Source organism: Staphylococcus sp. LCT-H4 (genome assembly GCF_001866145.1).
GTDB classification, from domain to species: domain Bacteria; phylum Bacillota; class Bacilli; order Staphylococcales; family Staphylococcaceae; genus Staphylococcus; species Staphylococcus succinus.
In genome coordinates this window covers 221,136-245,487 of the sequence record NZ_MODY01000001.1, presented here as the reverse complement: position 1 = coordinate 245,487, position 24,352 = coordinate 221,136, and the positions used below count along the sequence as shown (strand labels likewise).

The window sequence follows — 24,352 nt, the reverse complement described above, 5'->3', positions numbered from 1 at the left end:
GTAAGTTAATCGGAATACTTTGTTTATTTTGGATTTACCTCATATACATAGATAAATAAAAGAGAATCATAGTAAAATGAGGGTAAATATAAATAAAATGAAAAGGTGGGATATCTAATGGCTAATCAACAACACCATGTAAAGGTAGATGCTTTTATAGAGCGGTTAAATCAATGGCAAGAGGAGTTCAAAACACTCAGAACAATCATTCAGAAAACAGAATTAATCGAAGATTATAAGTGGATGCATCCATGCTATACTTTTGAAAATAAAAATGTTGTAATTGTCCAAGATTTTAAACATTATTGTGCTTTATTATTTGAAAAAGGGGCAATTATGGATGATCCTTATGAATCATTGATTCAACAAACCAAAAATGTACAAGCTGCTAGACAGTTGAGATTTAAAAATTTAGAAGAAATAGAGCGACGTAAAGATGAAATTAAGTGGTATCTAGACGAAGCCATACGTATAGAACAATCTGGAAAACAAGTACCTATGAAGCAAACCGAAGATTATGCTATGCCAGATGAGTTGCAAGCGAAACTCGAAACTATGCCTGAACTGAAAGAAGCATTTAATCAGTTAACTCCAGGAAGACAACGGCAATACATGTTTTATATTGGACAGGCTAAAAGATCGACAACACGAGAACAACGCGTAGAAAAGTATGTAACACATATTTTAGATGGAAAAGGCTTGAAGGATAAATAAACGTTAAACACTTGTTAATACAATGTGTATAGACGAGTGGTAAAAAAGATAAGTTGCAACGTGGTACTATATCATATATAGTTTGCTCGAATAAATAAATTTTTAGGTGACTAGGAAATTGAAAGGGAGATGTACGCATGCCAAGAGTTTCTAAGAGAACACAATTACTTGAAGCAGCGGCGGCAATTGTCAATGAACAAGGTAGTGAATACTTAACTTTGGATGCGGTTGCTAAGAAAGCTGGGGTTAGTAAAGGTGGATTACTGTATCATTTTAAAAATAAATTAACATTAGTACAAGGACTCGTTGATCATGCTGATGAATTGTATAGAAGTAATGTGAATCACCGTGTGCAAGAAGATCCACAAGAACAAGGTAAGTGGGTACGGGCATTTATTGAAGCGACACGGGAACATCGTTCAGAAAATGCTTCTATAACTTCAGGGATGCTTGCAGCGCAAGGTATTAACAGTCAATTATTATTACCATTGCAAGACACTTATAAGACATGGCAAAACAAAATTGAGCATGACGGTCTTGATAAGGTTGACGCTACGATAATAAGGTTGGCGATAGATGGTTTATGGTTATCGGAAATCTTTGGATTAGATGCCCTTGATGAGTCTATGAGAGCACAAGTGTTAGATCGTTTAACAACTTATACAGACAATTCAAATACTTAAAAATATAAAAATATAAAAAGAATTATAAAAAATAAAATACGTTATAAGGTGCAATAGTATAGGAATAATCAACAAGTTAAAGTTGATTATTCTTTTTTTTAAATTTTCAAGGACTTGAAACTAAACCGTCCAGTTGGTATACTAACCGATGTATTAAAAACTCTCTTGGAGGTTTATATCAATGAAAAAAGTTATGCTAACAGCAGCATTGACAGGTGCTGGAGATACTGTAGATAAAAATAAGCATGTCCCTGTGACGCCACAAGAAATTGCTGATTCTGCAATTAAATGTGCAAAGGCTGGTGCTACTGTAGCACATATTCATGCGAGAGACCCAAAAACAGGGGGGATTAGTCATGATGTGGAGTTTTTTAGAGAAGCAGTAAGACTAATTAGAGAAGCAGATGAAGATATCATTATTAATATTACATCAGGTGGAGGCGGAGATTTTATTCCAAGCCTCGAAGATCCGTATAAAGCAGAAAAAGGATCCGATATGCAAACCCCTGATGAGCGACATGAACCAGTTGGTACGTTATTACCTGAAATGTGTACATTAGATTGTGGCAGCGTCAATATGGGCGACGCTATTTATTTGAGTCCTGCAGATTGGTTGAGGAAACAAGCTCAATTGGTCAAGGATGCAGGGGTTAAACCAGAACTAGAGTGCTTTGATAGTGGTCATATTTCTTTTGCAAAACAATTGATAAATGAAGGGCTTATTGAAGGTACACCGCTATTCCAATTCTGTTTAGGTATTCCATGGGGCGCTGAAAATGATCCAGAAACCATCGAATATTTTAAAACACGTATACCTGAAAATGCAGAATGGTCAGCATTTGGTATTGGAAGAATGCAATTTCCAACAGTAGAGGAAGCAGCAAAACGTGGTGGTAACGTTCGTGTTGGGTTAGAGGACAATTTATATATAGCAAAGGGTGTAAAAGCATCTAACGAACAACTTGTTGAAAAAGCAGTGGAAATACTCAAAGATTTAGACATTGAGCCGATGACACCGGCAGAGGCGCGTGAAAAGTATCAGCTTAGATCGCCACAAGGAGGTACAAAATGAAGTTTGCAGTTGTAGGTACGGGTGTAATCGGTAGCGGTTGGATTACAAGAATATTAGCACATGGACATGAAGTCATTGCGACAGATCCGAGTGAAAATGCATTTGAAAGTATGTTGAAACAAGTGAAACAAAATTGGCCATATGCTGAACAAATTGGCTTAGCAGAAAATGCATCCTTAGAAAATTTAACGTTTACCCCTCATTTAGAAGAAGCAGTTAAAGATGCAGATCACATTCAAGAGAATGTGCCAGAAATTGAATCATTAAAGGATCAAGTATTAACTGAGATAGATTTCTATGCAAAACCTGATGCTATAATAGGTTCTAGTACATCAGGTATCATGCCTTCAGAATTACAAAAGAATTTACAACACCCAGAAAGGCTTGTGGTAGCGCATCCATTCCATCCTGTATATATTTTACCATTAGTTGAAATTGTTCCTGGTAAATTAACTACAGAAGAAACAACTGTAAAAGCTGAAACAATTTACGAGAATATTGGTATGGATGTACTACATGTGAGACATGAAATTGAAGGACATGTAGCTGACAGACTGATGGAGGCTTTATGGAGAGAAGCATTGCATATAGTCAATGATGGCATCGCTACTACAGAAGAAGTAGATAAAGCATTTACCCACGCAGCTGGATTGCGTTATGCACAATATGGTCCGTTTATGACATTCCATTTAGCTGGTGGTGAGGGCGGTATGCGTCATATGTTAAAACAATTTGGCCCTGCATTGAAAAAACCTTGGACTAAGTTATTAGCTCCTGAATTAACACAAGAACTTTATGATGAAGTCGTCAATGGATGTGAATCTTCATCACAAGGACAAACAATGTCAGAACTTGACCAAAAACGAAATGAATTTTTAGTTAAAGTGAAACAACTTGCAGAAACATATTGGCCAGAAGATACACCTTCAATGAAAAAAAGCAATACTCAGTCGGTGTATTAATATGACTCAATCACTATTTGAATATACGACAACCGTAAAACAAATTTGGGTAGATCATAATGGTCATATGAATGATGCTGAATATAATCGAGTATTCAGCGATGCAACAGACGCGTGGTTAGCTACTTTAGGGTTAGATTTACAAGCGATTGAACAATTGAAATATACAATATTCACGCTTGAAAATCACGTGATGTATTTAAAAGAAATAAAAGTAAATGAGTCCATCACTGTCACAGTAGAATTGTTTGATTTTGACGCAAAGCGTTTACACGTATTTATGACATTAAAAAATGAGCAAAATGACAGATGTGCGACATATGAAGTGATGCTAATGGGTGTGGATACTGAATCTAATAAACCGAAGCCATTTCCAGAAACTATTAGAAAAGCAGTTGAATTTTATGCAGATATTGCATTAATTCAACATCAACCAGAAGAACTTGGGCATCATATTGGAATCAAACGAAAATAAATTTTAGGCTATTGAATAAAAGTTTTTTTGAATGTGTGAAGAAACAAAGTTCGCTATTATAAATTGTTTAATTTTATTAATTGATGTATCTTATTATATATAGGTTGATAAAATATCTAAGCAAAAATGGCTATTTATTTATATGTATTTAGCGAAACATGAATAAATTAGGGCTATATGTGCTCATGTTTTTACTTATTTTAGAATTTGTATAACATCCACAGGTAGCCCTAAATTTATTAGGGAATAGTTGAAATTGAATATGTACATAGAAAGGAATTGACCCATGTTAAGTATTAAAAACTTATCTAAAGTCTATGGCGGCGGTAAAAAAGCTGTGGATAATATTTCATTAGAGGTTGAATCTGGTGAATTTATAGCATTTATTGGTACGAGTGGTAGTGGTAAGACAACTGCCTTAAGAATGATAAATAGGATGATAGAAGCAACTGAGGGACAAATTACAATTAATGGCAAAGATGTCCGTAAGATGAATCCAGTGGAATTGCGTAGAAAAATTGGTTACGTTATACAACAAATCGGATTGATGCCACATATGACTATTAGAGAAAATATTGTTTTAGTACCTAAGTTATTGAAATGGTCACAAGAAAAGAAAGAAAAAAAGGCAAAAGAATTAATTAAATTAGTCGACTTACCTGAAGAGTTTTTAGATAGATACCCATCACAACTTTCTGGTGGTCAACAACAGCGTATAGGTGTTGTTAGAGCATTGGCAGCTGAACAAGATGTTATTCTGATGGACGAGCCTTTTGGGGCATTAGATCCAATTACTAGAGACACGCTACAAGATTTAGTTAAAGAGTTACAACAAAAATTAGGTAAAACATTTATATTTGTCACTCATGATATGGATGAGGCTATCAAGCTAGCCGACAAAATTTGTATTATGTCAGAAGGACAAGTGATTCAATATGACACACCTGACAATATTTTGCGTCATCCAGCAAACGACTTTGTACGTGACTTTATTGGTCAAAATAGATTGATACAAGATAGACCTAACATGCGTACGGTTAAAGATGCGATGATTAAACCAGTTACAGTACATGCAGATAGTACACTGAATGAAGCGGTAGAAATTATGAGGGCACGTCGTGTCGATACTATTTTTGTAGTAGGTAACAATAGCAGATTATTAGGCTACTTAGATATTGAAGATATCAATCAAGGTTTAAGAACGCATAAGGATCTTATTGATATGATGCAACGTGATATTTATAGAGTGAGAATAGACAGTAAATTACAAGACTCTGTTCGTACTATTCTTAAGAGAAATGTAAGAAATGTGCCAGTAGTGGATAGTGATGGTAAAACATTGATTGGATTAGTTACGAGAGCCAACTTAGTAGATATCGTTTATGACAGTATTTGGGGAGAATTAGATGAAGATGTTAGCGCTACTGAAGATGCAATTGTAGAGCCCGATAATGTAGGAGCTGATATATAATGAAACAATTCATAGAGCAATATGGTGGTCAACTGATTTCTAAAACAGTAGAACACTTTTATATCTCAATGATCGCTTTGTTGATTGCCATTGTAGTAGCTGTGCCTTTAGGAATAATTCTATCCAAGATGAAGAGAACTTCAAACATTGTGCTTACAGTTGCTGGTGTATTACAAACGATTCCTACATTGGCTGTACTTGCGGTCATGATACCAATTTTTGGTGTCGGAAAATTACCAGCAATCATAGCTTTATTTATCTATGTACTTTTACCAATATTAAATAATACTGTTTTAGGTGTTAAAAATATCGATAGTAATATTAAAGAAGCGGCAATAAGTATGGGCATGACTCGTTTTCAATTAATGAAAGATGTGGAATTGCCATTAGCTTTACCGTTGATTTTAGGTGGTATTCGATTATCATCAGTTTATGTAATCAGCTGGGCTACACTTGCGAGTTATGTCGGTGCTGGCGGTTTAGGTGACTTTGTATTTAACGGCTTGAATTTATATGATCCATTAATGATTGTAAGTGCAGCAGTATTAGTAACGGCATTAGCCCTAATTGTTGATGTGTTACTATCATTAGTTGAAAAATGGGCAGTGCCAAAAGGATTAAAAGTATCCAGATAAATTAAGGAGGACATTATGAAACGATTGAAACAGTATTGTATCGCACTTGTACTGTGTCTGACGGTGTTATCTGGATGTAGTTTACCCGGTTTAGGTGGAAATAGCTCAGACAACGAAGTTAAGATTACAGCGCTTGCGACGAGTGAATCACAAATTATGTCTCATATGTTGAGGCTTTTAATAGAACATGATACAGATGGAAAGATTAAACCAACATTAATAAATAACTTAGGATCGAGTACAATTCAGCACAACGCTCTTGTAAATGGTGATGCTAATATGTCTGGTGCTCGTTACAATGGTACAGACTTAACAGGTGCATTAAATGAAGATCCTATTAAAGATCCAGAAAAAGCAATGAAAGCTACCCAAGAAGGTTTCCAAAAGAAATTTAATCAAACGTTCTTTAATTCATATGGTTTTGCAAATACATATGCGTTTATGGTTACAAAAGAAACAGCTAAAAAATATAATTTGGAAACAGTGTCTGATTTGAAAGCACATAGTGATGAATTAAAATTAGGTGTCGATAGTTCATGGTTAAATCGTGCAGGTGATGGTTATCCAGGGTTTACAAAAGAATATGGATTTAAATTTAATACAGTTAGACCGATGCAAATTGGTTTAGTATATGATGCATTAAATTCTAAAAACCTTGATGTAGCAGTAGGGTATTCAACAGATGGGAGAATTGCGGCATATGATTTAAAAGTATTGAAAGATGATAGACGCTTTTTCCCACCTTATGCAGCTAGTTCTGTAGCAACAAATGAATTATTAGATAAATATCCTGAATTAAAACCGATTATTAATAAGTTAGAGAAGAAGATTTCAACAAGTGAAATGCAAGAGCTTAATTATCAAGCTGATGGTAAAGGTAAAGAGCCAGCAGTTGTTGCAGAAAACTTCTTGAAAAAATATAACTATTTTGAAAATGATAAGAAGGGTGGTCAAAACTAATGGAGGGTAATTTATTACAGCAATTAGTCGAATATTATTCAGTAAACTTTGGCTACCTTTGGGATTTATTTATTAAGCATTTACTTATGTCTGTGTATGGTGTGTTATTTGCAGCAATTGTGGGTATTCCACTAGGTATTATTATAGCTAGATATAAGAAACTATCATGGGCGATTATTACGATTGCGAATATTATACAAACAGTACCAGTCATTGCAATGCTAGCGATTTTAATGTTAGTTATGGGATTAGGCCCTACCACAGTAGTGGTAACGGTGTTCTTATATGCATTACTCCCGATTATTAAAAATACTTTTACCGGTATTGTCGGTGTAGATGAAAATATCAAAGACGCTGGTAAAGGCATGGGAATGACACGCAATCAGGTATTGCGTATGATTGAATTACCATTGTCTTTGTCTGTAATCTTAGGTGGTTTAAGAATAGCGCTTGTTGTAGCTATCGGCGTTGTAGCTGTTGGTTCATTTATAGGTGCGCCAACATTAGGTGATATTGTAATTCGAGGTACGAATGCTACTGATGGGACGACATTTATTTTAGCAGGTGCAATACCGATCGCATTAATTGCAATTCTAATAGATGTTGGGTTAAGATTTTTAGAAAAACGATTAGATCCTACAACTAGAACTCAGAAAAAACAAAAACCTCAAGGGATTAATCAATGATGAAAGTAGTGAAATGATATGGCAATGTTAACTATCAATTATAAGTCGAAAACGATTGGTATGAATCATCAATTTATAGCAATATTACCAGAAGATATAAGTTACTTTAATACCGATAAAGAACCGAAACAATTAAAAACTATGTTATTATTACATGGCTTATCAAGTGACGAAACATCATATATGCGTTATACAAGTATTGAACGTTATGCTAATGATCATCAAATGGCAGTGATTATGCCAAATGCTGATCATAGTGGTTATAGTAATATGGAATTTGGTCATAAATACTTTGACTATGTGTTGGAAGTGTTAGATTATGCACACCAAATTTTACCATTATCACATGCAAGAGAAGATAATTTTATCGCAGGGCACTCAATGGGTGGATATGGAACGATAAAATATGCTTTAACTCATGGACATCGCTTTGCAAAAGCCTGTCCACTGTCATCTGTATTTAATGCACAAGCATTCATGGATATTGATTGGCACGATTTTTCAGGACAAGCCATTGCAGGTGTTGATAAAACAACTAAGGGGACAGAACTAGATCCTTATTATTTAGTCGATGAAGCTATAAATAAAGATAAAAGCATCCCTGAGTTACTTATTATGTGTGGTACAGAAGATATGCTCTATGAGGATAATAAACAATTTATAAATTATTTAGAGGATAAAGGGATACGATATCAATTTGAAGATGGACCTGGTAACCATGATTATGCTTATTGGGATCAAGCTATTAAACGTGCAATTGAATGGTTTGTAGCGTAACTAACGCTAACTGAAAAAAATAAAAAGCCTCATGCCATTGGTACACAACAATGTACCGATAAAGCATGAGGCTTTTTATTATATTATGATACGAAATAACTTTAGGTTATATAGTTAAAGTACTGATATAAATCATTGCCTATATCTCAAGGCAGTGTAATAGTTGCGTATCATATAATTACAATAATAAAGTTGCGAGAATAGGGGCAACAACTACGACAATCACACCTACGATGACTAATGAAATGGATGCCATTGATGCTTCGGTTTCACCGAATTCTTGCGCAGATGATACACCAAGGGAATGTCCGCTGGTACCGAGTGCAAGACCACGAGCAATAGGGTTAGTAATATTAAATAATTTAATAAGTTTTGTACCTAAAGCATAAATGATGACACCATTCAGAATCACGGCAAGAGATGTTAATTCTTTAATACCACCGATATCTGCTGATACAGGTAGTGCAATCGCAGTTGTAGCGCCTTGAGGCAACATAGATGCAATGATGCCATTAGAAAATTGAAATGCTTCTGCTATTAAATAAATGCAAATTAGTGCAGCTGTTGTACCGAGTGTAATACCTCCAAGTACTTGTTTCCAATATTTTTTTAAAACATCACGTCTTTTATATAATGGAATAGCAAAACAAATTGTTGCTGGTTCCAAGAAGAAATTAATGATGTCTCCGCCAATTTTATAATTTGCATAATCGATTCCAGTTAATTTTAGAAATGCAATACCTACAACCATAGATACAAATAATGGTGTGAATAGGAAGAAACCTTTTGTTTTTTTGAATAACAAAGTCGCAATAATAAAAGGTATTAATGATAGTAAAATACCGAAATAGGGTGTGTTAATCGCTAAATGTTCAATCATATCTTATCCTCCGCAAGTCTTTTGTGTGTTTTTTTTCTGGGAATAAAGGATTTGGTAATAAGCATTTGGGAAAAGAATCCTGTACACAATAGCAACAATAGTGTTGATATAATTATTAATAAAATAATGAGTATTGGACTCGTACTTAAAACACCAAGTGAATTAATGACTGATATGCCTGCAGGTACGAATAAGAACCCAATATTATTTGTTAAAGTTGTTCCGACTTTTTCAACTTCACCTAGTTTAATAATTCCTGTACAAAGTGCTATGAACAGTAGCACTAACCCTATTACTGAAGCAGGCATTGGAATTGGCATAAAACTTTCAATAATATTTGATACAAACATTATGATTGCTATTACTAGTGCTTGGTGGAAAAAATGATATGTTTTTGATGGATGTTTATTTTCTGTATCTTGTAGGTTTTTAGCTTTCATAATAAATTGCCTCCCGTAATGATCTTGGGTCAATTATAAAATGAAAGCGATTACTTATGTGTGGTTTTAAAGTGACTTACTAGACGTTATCTCTGAAATGCATAAATTAGAATGTGAAAATCAAGATAATCCCATATCTTGTTTGAACGGTTTCATGTAAGAGCGACTGACTTGAAATTTTAATTGATTAGTCATAGTGAGTAGGTACGTGTAATTAAACCAATGCTCAATCGTTAGAATATGTGCTTTGTTAATAAGGGTTGCACGATGTATACGCATAAATTGTTGGTTAGAAATACGTTTTTCATATTGACTAAGTGGTTCGTTTGTTTCAAAATCTTCCGTTTTAGTGTGTATCGTGGTTATACCATTATTTACGGAAATTGCAATAATATCTTCAAGATTAATAATGTGAATACGTTCGTTAACTTCAATTGGTAATACAGCTTGAGGGAATTCAATACTGTCAGTATGTGTCTGTGCATTATGCGATAAATCAACATTATTACTTTTAACAGAGTATTTTTCTAGAGCAATTTCTACTTTATGAATGGCTTGTGTAATACGCTGTAATTCAAATGGCTTTAATATATAGTCAATGGCATTTAATTCAAAAGCTTTAACTGCAAATGTATCGTGTGCTGTTGCAAAAATAATATAAGGTGAATGCTTCATTTTTTTTATTTTTTTAGCGAGATCTAATCCACTTTCATCCATCAAATTTATATCTAAAAAGATCACATCGTAATCCTCATACAAAAGTAATTCTAAGGTTTCAGCTACATTTTCAGCTTCGTCTATAGCTTCGAATGTGCGTATTTTATTTAATAAATAGCGAAGTTCATTACGCGCTAAAGGTTCATCATCGACAATGATTGTTTTCAATTGTTATCCTCCTCAGAAGTATAATATGGAATAGTATAACTCACATTTGTACCCAATTGGTTAGAATCAATTTTGAGTTTTGCAGTTAAACCAAATAGGCCATCTAATCTGCGGTTTAAATTTTCTAAGGCGCTGCCTGTACCAGAGTCTGAATACACACTTGTTTTACCAAGTATATTCAGTTTGTCTTTTGGTATACCCAATCCGTTATCAGAAACAGATATTTGTATGCCATTTTCATTTTTAATTACTTTAACGAGTATTTTATTATCATGCTTACGATTTTTAAAAGCATGCTTGATGGCATTTTCTACCAGTATTTGAATTGCAAATGGTGGTACGAGTGCATCATAGCAAGACGACTCTATTTCGAAATCAACATCAAAACGATTTGGATAGCGTGCTTGTTCTAATGATAGGTAAGAACTGACTTGTTGTAATTCTTTTTCTAAAGAGATTATATTATTACGGGCGCCTTGGAGGTTAGACCGGAAAAATTGGCTTAATTGTAAAAGTAATTCTCGTGCTTTTTCGCTATCGATTCTGACTAAAGCAGAAATTGTATTAATCGCATTAAAAAAGAAATGAGGATTAACTTGTGCTTGCAAGGACTTTATTTCTGCATCACGAATTAAGGCACTTTGTGTTTCGGCTTTACCGAGTTCGAGTTGACTTGAAAATATATCAGCAAGTCCAGTAGCAAGTTGTTTATCTGAAAAAGTGACATCATTTTTGTCAGTGAAATACAATTTTAAAGTTCCAGCAACTTCATTTTTTACATGTAAAGGAACGACGATGGCAGCTTGTAATGGACACCCTGGATGATTACAACCAATTTCTTCGCTTGAATAGGCTTCTTTAAGCGTACCACTTTGAATCGCTTTTTTTGATAAGTTAGTAATGATTTGTTTTTGAGCAACATGATGATTACTTGCTACACCTACATGAGTTAGTATATCTTTACGATTTGTAATAGCGACAGCTGAAACTTGCATAAGGTTTAGAATAATTTCAGCAGCTTGTTTAGCTGATTGTTCATTTAAACCAGACCGGAAGTAGGGAAGTGTTTGATTTGCTAATTGTAAAACATCATGTGTTTGAATCGCTCGTGTTTCTTCTTCTTTTTTAATGGTTGATAAGATAATAGATAAAAAGATTGCAGTACCAATTGAGTTAATTGAAATCATTGGAAGTGCAATTAATTTTACTAAATTCCAAGCATGCTCAGTGTTGTTTGAAAATATGAGTATACAAAGCATTTGGATGACTTCGGTAGTAGCTCCAATGAGTGCACCTTTGAAAATCGTAGGATAGCGACGTTCACGCATAGCTTTATGGCCAAAGTATCCAGATACGAGTGCAATAATAATAGAAGAAATTAAATAGATATAAGCATCGGCACCGCCGATATATACACGATAGAGTCCAGAAATAATAGCTACGGCTAATGCTACAATCGGTCCGCCAATTAAACCAGAAACTCCAATTGTTAACACACGTGTATTTGCTAATGAAGCATCAGGGTTTAAATGATTGTATACGGATCCATTAATCACTTGATCACCTTGAATTTGAATACCAGTGAAATTTGAAAGCATAGAAAAGCAGCCAAAAATGATGATGAGTTGCCATTGCGCATAGCGTTTATCCCTTTCATTCATCATTGTTTTGAAATGGTTGATATTCATGAGGATATAGGCGATTAAAATAATCAGTCCTACCCGCTCAAGTAATAAAATAAATAAATTTAACATGATAGACACCTTTTTAAATAGATTGTTTATATTATTATACAGCAGACTTCTTTTTTTAAATAGTTCATTAATGATAATCATCAATGACGATAATATTGTTTTAATGATGGCAGTTATTCTTTATAGAAGCAATTAAGTGAATACTATTTGAAAAAAAGAACAAAGTAATATAGCATAAATTACAAATTATATTTAAAATTACAATGAATCGATTGGCTATAAAAGTATCATGTATTATAATTTGGATAACGCTTACATCAAGGGGGTCGTTGAGTGACAAAAGCATTGTGGCAATCATACGAAGATAGAGCAACTTTATTAAATCGTTTAGTAAAGCACCAAACAGTTACCAATACAGAAGGTGAATTAACATTTCCTAGTTTTATAAAGCAACTATTATTACAACTTACATATTTTCAAATGAATAAGTCTCATATACAAATGGTTCAAACGGAAGATGATAAAGAAGCGGTAGTCGCATTTTATAAGGCACATACTTCAACTAAAACGATTACTTTAATCAGTCACTATGACACGGTAAGTGTGGATGATTATGGCTATTTTTCTGCTGAAGCATTTGATTCGGATGCATTAACAGCTTTATTCAAACAAAATGATAGTTATTTAAATGAACAAGCAATTAAAGATTTGAACGATGACACGTATTTATTTGGCCGAGGAACAATGGATATGAAAGCAGGATTAATGTTACATCTATCCTTAATTGAACGTGCTAGCCTCGAGGCATGGGATGTTAACTTAATATTAGTTACAGTGCCTGATGAAGAGGTCAATTCTTCGGGAATGAGAAAAGCTATAGAAACAATTGCTGAATTAAAAGAGCGTTATCAATTGGACTTTCAGTTACATTTAAATAGTGAACCGACATTTCAACAAGCAGGTTCAGATGAAAAGCATTATACCTATTCAGGTTCTATAGGGAAAATCATGCCTGGTGTATTATGTTATGGAAAAGAAACACATGTAGGTAATCCACTTGAAGGGCTAAGTTCCAACTTTATGATGAGTTATATTACTCAAGCTATCGAATATAATATTGCGTTTAAAGAGCATTTTGAAGATGAAGCGACGCCTGTACCTGTTTCACTAGTAACGCGAGACAAAAAATCGACATATGATGTACAAACGCCTTTTCGAACAATAGGGCTCTTTAATATGTTTTTATTTAAAAAAACACCAGATGAATTATTTAGACAATTTATTGATAATGTGATTCGGGCTATAGAACGTTGCGAAAGTGACTGGTTAACAATTTTAGAAGAAGAGGACATACAATTCGACACAAAAATTAATGTCCTAACATATAATCAATTAAAACAATATGCGATTAAACAGCATGGTGAAAAATATGTGAATCAACAAATTGACAAAGCGATACAACACACGCAAGCATTACATATGCAAAGTGTTAATGTAGTTGATGCTTTAATGCAATTATGTAGAAATATTGCACCAGCCGTTGTAACATTTTTTGCTACACCGTATTATCCTGCTGTAAACGCTTCTTATGACGCACGAGTTGAGGATACTATCGCAATTGTGCATCATACTTTACGAAACCAATTTAATCGTGAGAGCCAACGTATCCATTATTTTAATGGAATCAGTGACTCAAGTTATTTGAAATTTGATGGTAACATAGAACAAATGGCAACCTATAGTCAAAATGCACCAAATTTTAACCAAACCTACACAATACCTTTTGAGTCAATGCAGAAGGTAAGCGCACCCACATTATTATGTGGTCCAATTGGTAAAGACGCACATAAAGTGAGTGAACGTTTGCATAAACAAAGTGCTTTTGAAGAATTACCTATAGTTTTAGAGCAGATTATAAAAAGTTTTATAGATGAAACTTAGTTAAATCGTAAACAGCTATTACTAATATATTACAGTTTGTGAAAATATATATTATTGTGCATGGATTTTAATCTAAAGGGTATTACGATATATTAGTTAATGTAAAATACATGGCAATGTCCACAACAAAGAAAATGGAGTGGTTGCAATATGTTAAAGGCGTATAAGGAATTTTGGAAAAGATACATAGATTTTCAAGGTAAATCTGATCGATTAGAATTTTGGACACCAGTATTAATTCATATTATTGGTCTGTTCATTATCGCAGTGATTGGTATTTTTAGTTTTATAGCAGGGTCATTTATTATAGGAGTGATCTTGTCTGCTTTGGTAGGAATGTTTGTTATAGCTATACTAGTACCTATGTTTGCTGTGACTTTACGTCGTTTTTATGATGCCGGTAGAAAAAGAATATCTGCCGTTATATTAATTGTTACATCCATACTAGTAGATATTGGTTTTGATATCAGTCAAATTAATGGTATTGCGATTACATTAAATATAATTTCAGTGATTTGTACCCTGATACTCATCGTAATAACATTATTACCTTCACGGCATGTGGATGATGAACAATTAAAATGGTTATAAATATTGTTACATACATTAATAATGTAATCTTTCAAAGGTGAGTATTTAAATAAGGGCCGCTACTAAATGTTAGTAAATGTGGAAGTATTCGTTTATAGGAATGAATGCTTCCATTTTCATATTTAAGGAGGGGAAAATTAATATGAATATATTAGTTGCAGGATTCGATCCATTTGGTGATGAACAAATTAATCCAGCTATGGAAATTTTAAAATTATTGCCGAAAAAAATTAACGGGAGTGTTATAGATAAACTAGAGATACCTACTGTATTTCATAAAAGTAAAACAGTCATTGAAGGGAAATTGCAGCAAAAAGTATATGATATTGTATTAGTAGTTGGTCAAGCAGGTGGTAGATTTGAAATTACACCTGAGCGCATAGCTATGAATATTGACGATGCACGTATACCAGATAATGAAGGAAATCAACCAATTGATGAAGTGATACAAATTACCGGAGCACAAGCATATTTTTCAAATTTACCAGTAAAAAGTATGACAGCAGCGATTAAAGCACAAGGTATACCTGCACGTTTATCAAATACAGCTGGGACTTTTGTATGTAATCACATTTTATATCAACTAGGCTTCTTACAAGATACCCAATATCCTAAGATGAAATTTGGTTTTATCCATGTGCCATTTATCCCTGAACAGGTTGTGAACAAAGTGAATCAACCGTCCATGTCATTAGAAATGATGGAAAGAGGATTACAAGCAGCAATAGCAACGATAGTAGATACGAATGAAGATATAAAGAAGCCTTTAGGTGAAATTCAATAATATTTTAGCTTTGGACCTGAGTCACTAAACAAGTGAAATCTATAACAAAAACAAAACGCACGTCGTATGAAATCACGGCGTGCGTTTCTTAATAATCATGATCTATACGTACATAATTCATACGCACTTCATTATATAATTTCCCGAAGTAAACAGGTTCCTTTTGGTTTGTTTGTTTAAATCCAACTTGTTCATAGAATTGGATTGCATTTTCATTTTCTTCTACAACCCAAAGTGTAACATTGTCTGGATAGGATAATTCAAGTGCACGCTGTGTTAACGCAAAACCAATCATATGGTGTTGATATTCTTCTAATAGATATAAAGCATAAATTTCACTCCAATTATCAGATGCAGTATAGTTATGCGTCTTACCATAAGAAATAAATCCAACAACTTCATTGTCTACGACAGCGACTAGGGTAGGCACATCATGTAAGTAGGATTTTTTTATAAACTGTTCTTTATCAAGATTTTTTAAGTAATCATTAACAGAAATATGATTATAAGTCTCTAACCAACTTTCATAATGGACAATGGCTTTACTATGTTTATCTTTTTCTGTCAGCTCTCTAATTGTGAATTCCATAAACAGCCCCCTTACATACTAAATTGATTTTATTATAGCATCAATAATTTTGGAAAAACAATTTTTAAAATAATTATAAGTAATTTATTGATTGAAAGCATATGCCGAATGAAACTATGATTTATATAAGGCACATCAAAAATTCACTCCAATACAAACTTTATCAAATATAAACGCAATGCAATAGAATGCATGTTTGAAATAATAAAATAGATGAAATTTCAGGTATATAAAAATCGTTGTACCAATGCTAAAAAATACTAAGCATGGAACAACGATTTCTGTTTATTCTGTTGTAACTATAATTTCATTGTAATTAATATTTTCTCTTATTTGAGCAGCGATAGATGCATCAATTTGTTTGTTACGAATAAGTTCATCTAAATGCTTTCTTTGTAAATAAAGCCCTTCTAATTTAAGGTCAACTGTAGTTGAATCAGATGTTGGGAAGCGTTTGTTCTGATTCTTTCTAATTGATCGAAGGCGATTATAATATTGATTAAGGACGATACTTACTTCTAAAACATTGTCGTTTGTTTGTTCGGCTTTTATACGCAATGTAACATTATGATGTACAATACGCATTACCTTTTTCACTTCTTGGAAGTTTGATTTATATTGTTCAAATTTAGTTATATTTGAACGGCGTTTCGCTCTTAGGCGCAAGACTAACATTTTAATGACAATATTAAATTTATGAAGTGTGGTTGATTCTTGGTATTGTCTAGATGCTTCTAATGCAGAACGATAATTTAAAATCGTTTGTCTATCTATTTTATTTTGAGCGATTAATTTTTCTAAAGTCTCAGTTTCTATTTCATTAGCTAAATCCTCTAAGCGTTTTACTTCTTTAGAATTTTCATTTTCAGGTGTCATCTGTAGTAAGAAGAACATTTCATCAAAGTATTCTGATATCACAGCATTATAATCTGTTGTTTGTTCCTTTTTAGATAAAGATTTAAAATGAGAAATGACATTTTCGATGATATATATTTTGGCTACAGGGTAACTCATTGTGGATGTAGTTATTTTACGTTCTGATGGTGTAATTAACGGCAAGATAATCTGTGCAGATACCAAGCTAATAAGCACCATCAGGGAAGCAATAAATAATAAATCATTTTTAAATTCAAATGGCTGATTTTGCGACAATAATGTTGGTAAGGTTAAGGCCATAGAAAGTGAAATTGTACCGTGAATACCACACATGGTCATGATAAACGCATAGTGTGCACGCTTAGGCGGCACTTCTTGTTCATCGTTAAGATAAGATTGGATATTATTTGGATAATAAAATTGTTTAAATAGAATGAATATCCATATAAAACGAAAAACATATATGGCTAATGCAATTAAAAGTGTAGTAATAATTAAAAATTTAATATTTTGTGGTTCTTCTTTGATGATTTCAGCTACAACTTTAGGAACGATAAAACCTAATACCACAAATACAAAGCCGTTAAGTGCATAGCTCAAAGTACTCCATATCTGGTTATAGTTCATTTGAAGTTCAGTCTGCGCTCGAATCAAACGATCACGTTCAAAGCCATGCATGAGTCCAGCTACAACCACTGCGATAATCCCTGATGCGTGAAAAACTTCTGCGATAAGATATACAACGAAAGGTGTTAATAGTTGTATGAATATCATTGTATTACTATCTTTGAGACCTTTATGCATAGATAAATAAATACGTAATCGAACTATTACAAAACCAAAAATAGCCCCGATAAGTATACCGATAATCGTTGAAATGATAAATTGTTCAATAGCTTGAAAAGCCGAAAAAGTGCCAGTTACTAACGCTGTAACTGCGATTTTGAAAGAAATAATACCAGCTGCATCATTTAGTAATGATTCACCTTCAAGAATATTCATCGAACCTTTAGGTAATATTTTACCTTTTGTAATGGCTTGAACGGCTACTGCATCAGTTGGACATAGGATTGCTGCAATTGCAAAAGCAGCAGGCATAGGTAATTCAGGCCAAAACCAATGAATAAAGTAACCTACGCCTATAACAGTCGTAAATACTAAAGCCATTGCCATCAGAATAATAGGTTTGCGATATTCTAATAACTTTGTGCGTGATACATGGGTACCTTCAACAAATAGTAATGGTGCAATGACAGCCATCATAAACACTTCTGAATCAAATTCAAAATGGATAGGTATGGGAAGAATGTATACACAGACGCCAAGTGCAATTTGTATAAAAGCCATGGGTATTTTAGGGAATTTATTATGTATGATTGAGCTGATAATGACAGCGATGATGAAAATTAAAAATGCTTCTAATAATAACATAAATACTCCTCTATATAATTTTGTTTGTTCTATTTTACCATTATATAAAACGCATAAACAGTAGTTTTTCTTATAAGGCAAATAAAAATAAAAAGATTTTAATAGTGCTTAATATAATATATAAGCGCATTATTTCTTAAGTAATAAGTAATTATGTGATAATGACATTGTTATAAAAAAAGAGGAATGTGATAAATAATGGAAATAGGCGTGATTTCAGATTTACATGTTGATAGACATAAAACTTTGACACCTGAAGATTATCAGAACGTTTTAAGCAATGTATTATATCAACGTCATATAGATTTATTATTGATTGCTGGAGACATTTCGAATAATTACAAGTTGACTAATCAATTTGTAAAGTACATTGAGTATGAAATGCAAATTAAAGTACTATTTATTCCAGGAAATCATGATTTTTGGGCAACGGAAACCGATGTGACCTCTGCAGAAATTTTAGATTTTTATCTACAAATGGATGCGTGTCTCATAGGAAAACCTTATGTAATCAATGATGAATGGGCCATTGTTGGTAATACAGGGTGGTATGATTACACCTATGCTAATCCGAAATTTTCGCTTGAACGAGTGGCACGCAGAAAGTATTATGGCGCTACTTGGCAAGACAAGGTGAAGATTGATTGGCCCATGGAAGACCGAAAGTTATCAAATATAGCGGCAAGACAAGCGACTAAAGATATTGAACGAGTTAAAGACAAGAAAATAATTCTTATGACTCATATTGTGACGCACCCTAGATTTGCTGTACCCACACCACACAGAATATTTGATTACTTTAATGCATTTATTGGAACATCTGATTTTGATCAGATATATCAGCAGTATGATATCCGTTATAGTATTATGGGCCATGTTCATTTTAGGAATACATTTGTAGAAAACGGCACAACATATATATGTCCTTGTCTAGGTTACCAACGGGAATGGCGTACTTCTAATATTGAGCAAGAAATCAATCATGCATTGTATAGTTTCTCATTATAAGTAAGCGCGTTAATACAACTTATAATCAACAAGGAAGTTATAAGGATAAATCCTTGTTGATATATTGGTAAATCGATTTTCCATAGCTAACACAGTAGGGGGTCTATAATTTTTAGCGGCACCGAAATATAGATTGTAAATTTATTTGAAAACTAAAGGGTAGTGTTTTAATTTTTGTGTTTCATTAAAAAACGTGTGATGAGATTGGCAACGTGTTATTTAAAGAGCCGAATTAAGTATTATGACTGAATATGAAAACTCATTTGGCCCGGCGCATTGTAGCTTGCTTCTAACTTAGATTTTCTAATTTTAATAACTTGGTATTTATTCGGTATGAATGCTGGTAAAATAATTGATTTTCCAATATGTGACCATAAAGGATCAATATAATAATAGTAGTTCGCGTCGTAACCAATTAAAACAGTTACATGGATATTCGATACAAGTTTAGTGGGTTGTTCATCTAATTTAAATATACGCTTATAAGGGCGTTGACCTAAAACAGTATGATAGATAACAATGGGTTGACCATGATCAATAACCTGACATAATTCTGATAAAGATTGTCCTGTACTATCTACGATATGTTTATTATATTGTTTGAGATGAGGAACTAAAGCTGTAGGGAATATTGTTTGATGATGCCCCCACTTAACCCAGAGATGATGTCCAACGTACCCTTTATATGGATTGTTTTTATGTTTAGGCCAATGTTTCATAATTTCAGTGGCTGGAACTGTATGTTGGTTAAATTGTAGAATCATGGCAGCAGATACGCCTTCGCATCCCATAACCATAGGTATTGGGAAAAGTTGACTAATCGGTTTTACTGGTAAAATTAATTGACTCATGGTGTCGTCACCCCTAGTTCATTTTATGAAATATGTTGTGTTTTATTATTTTTATTGGTTATATTATATATTTATTTAGTGAATATACATATTAAAATGCTTAAAAGAAATCGACAGATTGTAATAGTTAAGTTGAATACTTACCCTAATAAAAAAGTAAGAGGATAGAGGCTACGCTATAGTCTCTATCCTCTTACTTTTGGAACCTACTCTATTTTATTTTAACGTACCAAATTATTTTTATTCATGACTTTTAATGATATTTCCAATAAGATAATTAATATAGTTGTGATAATTAAAATGACTAAGTAAGGTGTAGTGTTAAATTCACCTTTTATCCCTATAAGTGGGGACATAACACCACCTAGTATGAATTGGAAAAGACCAAGTAAACTTGAAGCGTTGCCACTACCACCAGTCCGCGACTCCATTGCTAAAGCAAAGCTTAAAGGTCCGATACCTGTTACAGGACAGACATTTAAAAAGAACGCAATGACTAATACCCAAATAGGTAAATGTAATGTCAGAGTAAAGATAATGAGTATTACACCCGAAATTTGTATAAGTGTAAGGCAAATGAGTAAAACATAGCGGTTTACATATTCCACTAATTTAGCAGTTAATTGACTCATAATAATTAACCCAATACCATTAACCGCAAACAGTACACTAAATTGTTGAGCAGACATGTCATAAATTTTCTGTGTGATGAACGGTGCAGCTGAAGAAAAGCTAAATAACATTACATATGTTAGACCTTGTAATAACATAGGTATAATAAATGTTGGTTTCTTTAATAAATAACCAAAATCTTTAAAAATCGCACCAAAGTTTAATTTTGAAAGATCTCGTGTATGAGTTTCTTCCATTTTCCATAATGCAAACAAAAATATAACTAAACTAACGATAGTTAGTATTAGGAAAATGGCTTTCCAATTTGCAATACTCAGTGCATAGCCACCAAGTAGCGGGGCAATAATAGTAATAATCCCATTTACTACTAGTAGTGAGGCTAGGCCTTTAGCTAAAGATTTGCCATTATGCTTGTCACCAATAGACGCCTTAGCAATTACAATTGCACCACCGCCTGTTAATCCTTGAATCAAACGTAATATCAATAAAAGTGACATAGAAGAAGTGAATATTGCTGTAAATGAAGTGAGCACATATATAGCAATAATAATCAATGCAATTTTTTTACGTCCAAATGCATCTGATAGTGGCCCAAAGATAAATTGTCCAATTGCCAGACCAATCAGAGCGAATGATAGTGATAGTTGCGCTTGTGATGCAGTTGTACTAAAATCACTCTGTACACTTGGTAATGATGGAACGTACATATCTATTGTTAAAGGACCAAAAGTAGTCATAATACCTAAGACGATGATGACCATCAAAGGCAATTGACGTGTGGAAGTTTTGTCCATATTATGTTCTCCTTTTTTCATGTTTCTAATGTTTTATTATAACCATGTTTAGTTACTTTGTAACTAAGTAATTATTACATATGATTTATGAAATGCAATCATCGTTTATGTTCGGTTCATTTGTTTCTTTTTAGTTGAATCATACATTTCATACTATATTATGATACAGTATGAAGCGTAATCTAAGTATCATGTAAATAATTAATGATAAATTAATTTTTACATATAGAATGAAGGCATATTTTTAATATTTAACATAGTGCAAAGGGGTAAATGTATGAAGTTAAGTATAAGTAAAACCCATTATGAGATTATAAAATTTGTGATTGTAGGGGGCATTAATACACTCGATTACTATATTATTTATTTATTCTTATTAAAAATACTTGGGTTGAATTATTTGGTTAGTCATATTAGTGGGTTTATTGTTAGTTTTATTATTTCATATTATTTAAACTGCTACTTTGTATATAAAGTAACACCAACTTGGCGGAAATTCATTCAATTTCCTTTAACACAAGTGATCAATATGGGCACTCAAACAGTGTTATTATATATCTTTGTACAGTGGTTCCACGTTTCATCAGTCGTCGCACCATTTGTAGGCTTAATCATTACAATTCCTATCACATTTGTGTTATCTAAATACATACTTAAAGATTAATATAAGAAGGGTCAAATCTTAAATTTGAAGAGGCGCCCTTCTTAATTTTTGCGCAATTTAATAATCATTTTTAGGAAAGGCTAAAAAATAATTAGAACAATTATATTAAATATTTTTTTAATAAAAAATTATTGTAAATGTGCTTGCAATAGGTCATAATATATATCCAATATCTATTAAGGTGGTCGCATGTCATGTCACAAACTGAAAATTTAAAAATTGCTCAAAAAGGCGCATATCTAAGTCTATTCGTCTATATCATACTCTCTATAGCTAAGTTTACTGTAGGTTATTTATATAATTCAGCGGCTGTACGAGCGGATAGTTTAAATAATATGACTGATATTATCGTTTCATTGGCGGTGATTATTGGTTTGAAAATCTCAATTAAGCCAGCAGATAAAAATCATCCATATGGCCACTTAAAGTCTGAAAATATTTCAACATTATTAGTTTCATTCATCATCATGTTTGTTGGTATTCAAGTCGTAATAGAGAATTTTCCTAGAATATTTACAAATGAACATCATACACCTAACATTATTACAATTTATGTTAGTGTTATCAGTGGAATCATTATGATTGGTGTATTTTTCATTAATCAACGATTAGCCAAGCGTACAAATAGCAGCTCGTTAAATTCAGCAGCAAAAGATAATTTATCAGATGCACTGGTAAGTATTGGTACTGCAATCGGTTTGGTTTTTACTCAATTTGGATTACCAATCATTGATACGATTTTAGCGACCATTTTAGGGTTATTAATTTTATATACAGGGTTTGGAATTTTTAAAGAATCTATCTTTACGTTAAGTGATGGGTTTAATGAACAAGAGTTAGAAGAGTATAGAAACTATGTATTAGATATCGAAGATGTCATAGACGTTCAAAATATTAAAGGGCGCTATCACGGTAGTAGCGTATTTGTTGACGTGACAATTGTTGTTGAATCAGATCTTTCGTTAGAAGATGCGCACCATATATGTGATGCTGTTGAACAACACATGCATGAGAAGGGGATTTCTTCAGTTTATGTACACCCTGAGCCAGCGTCTATTCAATGATAGTGAATTAACGCACATATTTAAGAAACCTATAAAAGCTGGGCATGTAAATGCCTGGCTTTTATTATTTTAGTAACTAACTATAAGTGATAGTAGTAATAATTTAGGGAATATACAAAAAAACTGCCACAAAGCCAGTAACTTTGTAGGCAGTCTATTGTAAAGCGATTTCACTGTTTTCTTAGCATAATTTATGTTTAGTAGAAAGCTACTAAACATTGATTTTACCACCAGCCATTAGCTACATGGAAATCTACTGCTGCATCGATTGAGCCATAACGTTCTTCAGCATAATTAATCATACCTTTAGTTTGTTCTTCTACTGAACCTGTTCCCCATGCTTCTTTAGTTTGTCCTAGACCTTTATATCCTAATTCGTTTACAGCGTCAGGGTTACCACTGGATTCAGGCATTACAACATTATCCCAAAGTGATTTAGTGCCACCAGCTTCAATAAATTGGCTGTAAACCTCACTTGTTGATTGTGTAGCTTCTTGTGTTTCAGCGGCATCTGCTGTTTGTATATTAGAGCTTACTCCGAAACCAGTTGCTGCAATAGTGATTGATGCGAAAGATGCTAATAATAATTTTTTCATTAAATAAATCCTCCTAATAGATTTACCTGATACATAATCGTGGATAGTCAGGTTTAATTTTTCTAGTCACATGCAATGTGATGTGTACTAAGCGTCATGAGTGCTGTATGTTTTTTCTTAATTCAACGTTTACAACTATAACATCAAAAATTAGTACATAGGTTACAGAAAAATAAAAAAAAGACTTCATTTATGA

25 protein-coding genes are annotated in these 24,352 nt (G+C 33.1%); 16 read left to right on the top strand and 9 right to left on the bottom strand.

Features of this window, described 5'->3' with window-relative positions; genetic code table 11:
* Positions 1-117 precede the first annotated feature (117 nt).
* From BK821_RS01230 to BK821_RS01185, 10 genes are all read left to right on the top strand, one after another.
* On the top strand, positions 118-714 hold the full coding sequence (locus BK821_RS01230) for a YdeI/OmpD-associated family protein (RefSeq protein WP_046835848.1): 597 nt from the start codon (positions 118-120) through the stop codon (positions 712-714).
* Between the two features lie 137 nt (positions 715-851).
* Positions 852-1,397 carry a TetR/AcrR family transcriptional regulator gene (locus BK821_RS01225; protein WP_046835847.1) on the top strand — a complete coding sequence of 182 codons (546 nt, stop codon included), beginning with the start codon at positions 852-854 and terminating at the stop codon, positions 1,395-1,397.
* Positions 1,398-1,578: 181 nt separating this feature from the next.
* Entirely contained in the window at positions 1,579-2,469 is an 891-nt protein-coding gene (locus tag BK821_RS01220; RefSeq protein ID WP_046835846.1) for a beta-keto acid cleavage family enzyme, read from the top strand.
* Positions 2,466-3,431, top strand: a complete 966-nt coding sequence (locus tag BK821_RS01215; RefSeq protein WP_071331004.1) for a 3-hydroxyacyl-CoA dehydrogenase NAD-binding domain-containing protein — start codon at positions 2,466-2,468, stop codon at positions 3,429-3,431. The genes BK821_RS01220 and BK821_RS01215 overlap by 4 nt, the downstream gene beginning before the upstream one ends.
* Position 3,432: 1 nt before the next feature.
* Positions 3,433-3,906, top strand: a complete 474-nt coding sequence (locus BK821_RS01210; RefSeq protein ID WP_071331003.1) for a thioesterase family protein — start codon at positions 3,433-3,435, stop codon at positions 3,904-3,906.
* 286 nt (positions 3,907-4,192) lie between these two features.
* Positions 4,193-5,377 (top strand): betaine/proline/choline family ABC transporter ATP-binding protein, encoded by a 1,185-nt coding sequence (locus BK821_RS01205; protein ID WP_046835843.1) that lies wholly within the window; start codon positions 4,193-4,195, stop codon positions 5,375-5,377.
* Positions 5,377-6,012, top strand: coding sequence for an ABC transporter permease (locus BK821_RS01200; protein ID WP_046835842.1), 636 nt, complete (start codon positions 5,377-5,379; stop codon positions 6,010-6,012). Before BK821_RS01205 ends, BK821_RS01200 begins: the two co-directional genes overlap by 1 nt.
* Before the next feature lie 15 nt (positions 6,013-6,027).
* Positions 6,028-6,972: an osmoprotectant ABC transporter substrate-binding protein gene (locus tag BK821_RS01195; protein ID WP_046835841.1), complete on the top strand. Its 945-nt coding sequence runs from the start codon at positions 6,028-6,030 to the stop codon at positions 6,970-6,972.
* Complete coding sequence (locus tag BK821_RS01190; RefSeq protein WP_046835840.1) at positions 6,972-7,658, top strand: ABC transporter permease; 687 nt, start codon at positions 6,972-6,974, stop codon at positions 7,656-7,658. The genes BK821_RS01195 and BK821_RS01190 overlap by 1 nt, the downstream gene beginning before the upstream one ends.
* Before the next feature lie 18 nt (positions 7,659-7,676).
* Positions 7,677-8,435 carry an alpha/beta hydrolase gene (locus BK821_RS01185; protein ID WP_046835839.1) on the top strand — a complete coding sequence of 253 codons (759 nt, stop codon included), beginning with the start codon at positions 7,677-7,679 and terminating at the stop codon, positions 8,433-8,435.
* Positions 8,436-8,613: 178 nt separating this feature from the next.
* On the opposite strand, the gene lrgB is transcribed toward BK821_RS01185, so the two are convergent.
* The 4 genes from lrgB to BK821_RS01165 form a co-directional block, all read right to left on the bottom strand.
* Positions 8,614-9,315, bottom strand: coding sequence for an antiholin-like protein LrgB (lrgB, locus tag BK821_RS01180; RefSeq protein ID WP_046835838.1), 702 nt, complete (start codon positions 9,313-9,315; stop codon positions 8,614-8,616).
* Positions 9,312-9,755: an antiholin-like murein hydrolase modulator LrgA gene (lrgA, locus tag BK821_RS01175; RefSeq protein WP_046835837.1), complete on the bottom strand. Its 444-nt coding sequence runs from the start codon at positions 9,753-9,755 to the stop codon at positions 9,312-9,314. The genes lrgB and lrgA overlap by 4 nt, the downstream gene beginning before the upstream one ends.
* Before the next feature lie 120 nt (positions 9,756-9,875).
* On the bottom strand, positions 9,876-10,640 hold the full coding sequence (locus BK821_RS01170; RefSeq protein WP_071331002.1) for a response regulator transcription factor LytR: 765 nt from the start codon (positions 10,638-10,640) through the stop codon (positions 9,876-9,878).
* The gene (locus tag BK821_RS01165; RefSeq protein WP_071331001.1) at positions 10,637-12,394 is read right to left on the bottom strand and encodes a sensor histidine kinase; all 1,758 of its coding nucleotides are present in this window, start codon (positions 12,392-12,394) and stop codon (positions 10,637-10,639) included. The genes BK821_RS01170 and BK821_RS01165 overlap by 4 nt, the downstream gene beginning before the upstream one ends.
* Before the next feature lie 273 nt (positions 12,395-12,667).
* Here BK821_RS01165 and BK821_RS01160 point away from each other — a divergent pair, with 273 nt between their 5' ends.
* The 3 genes from BK821_RS01160 (at position 12,668) to pcp (ending at position 15,650) form a co-directional block, all read left to right on the top strand.
* On the top strand, positions 12,668-14,275 hold the full coding sequence (locus BK821_RS01160; RefSeq protein WP_071331000.1) for a M20/M25/M40 family metallo-hydrolase: 1,608 nt from the start codon (positions 12,668-12,670) through the stop codon (positions 14,273-14,275).
* Between the two features lie 150 nt (positions 14,276-14,425).
* Positions 14,426-14,866 carry a DUF805 domain-containing protein gene (locus BK821_RS01155; protein WP_046835833.1) on the top strand — a complete coding sequence of 147 codons (441 nt, stop codon included), beginning with the start codon at positions 14,426-14,428 and terminating at the stop codon, positions 14,864-14,866.
* A gap of 142 nt (positions 14,867-15,008) precedes the next feature.
* Positions 15,009-15,650, top strand: coding sequence for a pyroglutamyl-peptidase I (gene pcp / locus BK821_RS01150; RefSeq protein ID WP_046835832.1), 642 nt, complete (start codon positions 15,009-15,011; stop codon positions 15,648-15,650).
* 88 nt (positions 15,651-15,738) lie between these two features.
* On the opposite strand, the gene BK821_RS01145 is transcribed toward pcp, so the two are convergent.
* Positions 15,739-16,239: a GNAT family N-acetyltransferase gene (locus BK821_RS01145; protein WP_071330999.1), complete on the bottom strand. Its 501-nt coding sequence runs from the start codon at positions 16,237-16,239 to the stop codon at positions 15,739-15,741.
* A gap of 285 nt (positions 16,240-16,524) precedes the next feature.
* The gene (locus BK821_RS01140) at positions 16,525-18,546 is read right to left on the bottom strand and encodes a cation:proton antiporter (RefSeq protein WP_046835830.1); all 2,022 of its coding nucleotides are present in this window, start codon (positions 18,544-18,546) and stop codon (positions 16,525-16,527) included.
* A gap of 198 nt (positions 18,547-18,744) precedes the next feature.
* Between BK821_RS01140 and BK821_RS01135 the strand changes: the two genes are divergently transcribed.
* Positions 18,745-19,554 carry a metallophosphoesterase gene (locus tag BK821_RS01135; RefSeq protein WP_046835829.1) on the top strand — a complete coding sequence of 270 codons (810 nt, stop codon included), beginning with the start codon at positions 18,745-18,747 and terminating at the stop codon, positions 19,552-19,554.
* A gap of 239 nt (positions 19,555-19,793) precedes the next feature.
* Here BK821_RS01135 and BK821_RS01130 read toward each other — a convergent pair whose 3' ends face one another.
* On the bottom strand, positions 19,794-20,405 hold the full coding sequence (locus BK821_RS01130) for a C39 family peptidase (RefSeq protein WP_071330998.1): 612 nt from the start codon (positions 20,403-20,405) through the stop codon (positions 19,794-19,796).
* Positions 20,406-20,626: 221 nt separating this feature from the next.
* Complete coding sequence (gene tcaB, locus BK821_RS01125; RefSeq protein WP_071330997.1) at positions 20,627-21,832, bottom strand: putative multidrug effflux MFS transporter TcaB; 1,206 nt, start codon at positions 21,830-21,832, stop codon at positions 20,627-20,629.
* Positions 21,833-22,109: 277 nt separating this feature from the next.
* Between tcaB and BK821_RS01120 the strand changes: the two genes are divergently transcribed.
* Both BK821_RS01120 and BK821_RS01115 read left to right on the top strand, forming a co-directional pair.
* Positions 22,110-22,496 carry a GtrA family protein gene (locus tag BK821_RS01120; RefSeq protein ID WP_046835826.1) on the top strand — a complete coding sequence of 129 codons (387 nt, stop codon included), beginning with the start codon at positions 22,110-22,112 and terminating at the stop codon, positions 22,494-22,496.
* A 194-nt stretch (positions 22,497-22,690) separates the two neighbouring features.
* Positions 22,691-23,560, top strand: a complete 870-nt coding sequence (locus tag BK821_RS01115; RefSeq protein WP_046835825.1) for a cation diffusion facilitator family transporter — start codon at positions 22,691-22,693, stop codon at positions 23,558-23,560.
* 224 nt (positions 23,561-23,784) lie between these two features.
* On the opposite strand, the gene BK821_RS01110 is transcribed toward BK821_RS01115, so the two are convergent.
* Positions 23,785-24,156: an aggregation-promoting factor C-terminal-like domain-containing protein gene (locus BK821_RS01110; RefSeq protein WP_046835824.1), complete on the bottom strand. Its 372-nt coding sequence runs from the start codon at positions 24,154-24,156 to the stop codon at positions 23,785-23,787.
* Positions 24,157-24,352 lie beyond the last annotated feature (196 nt).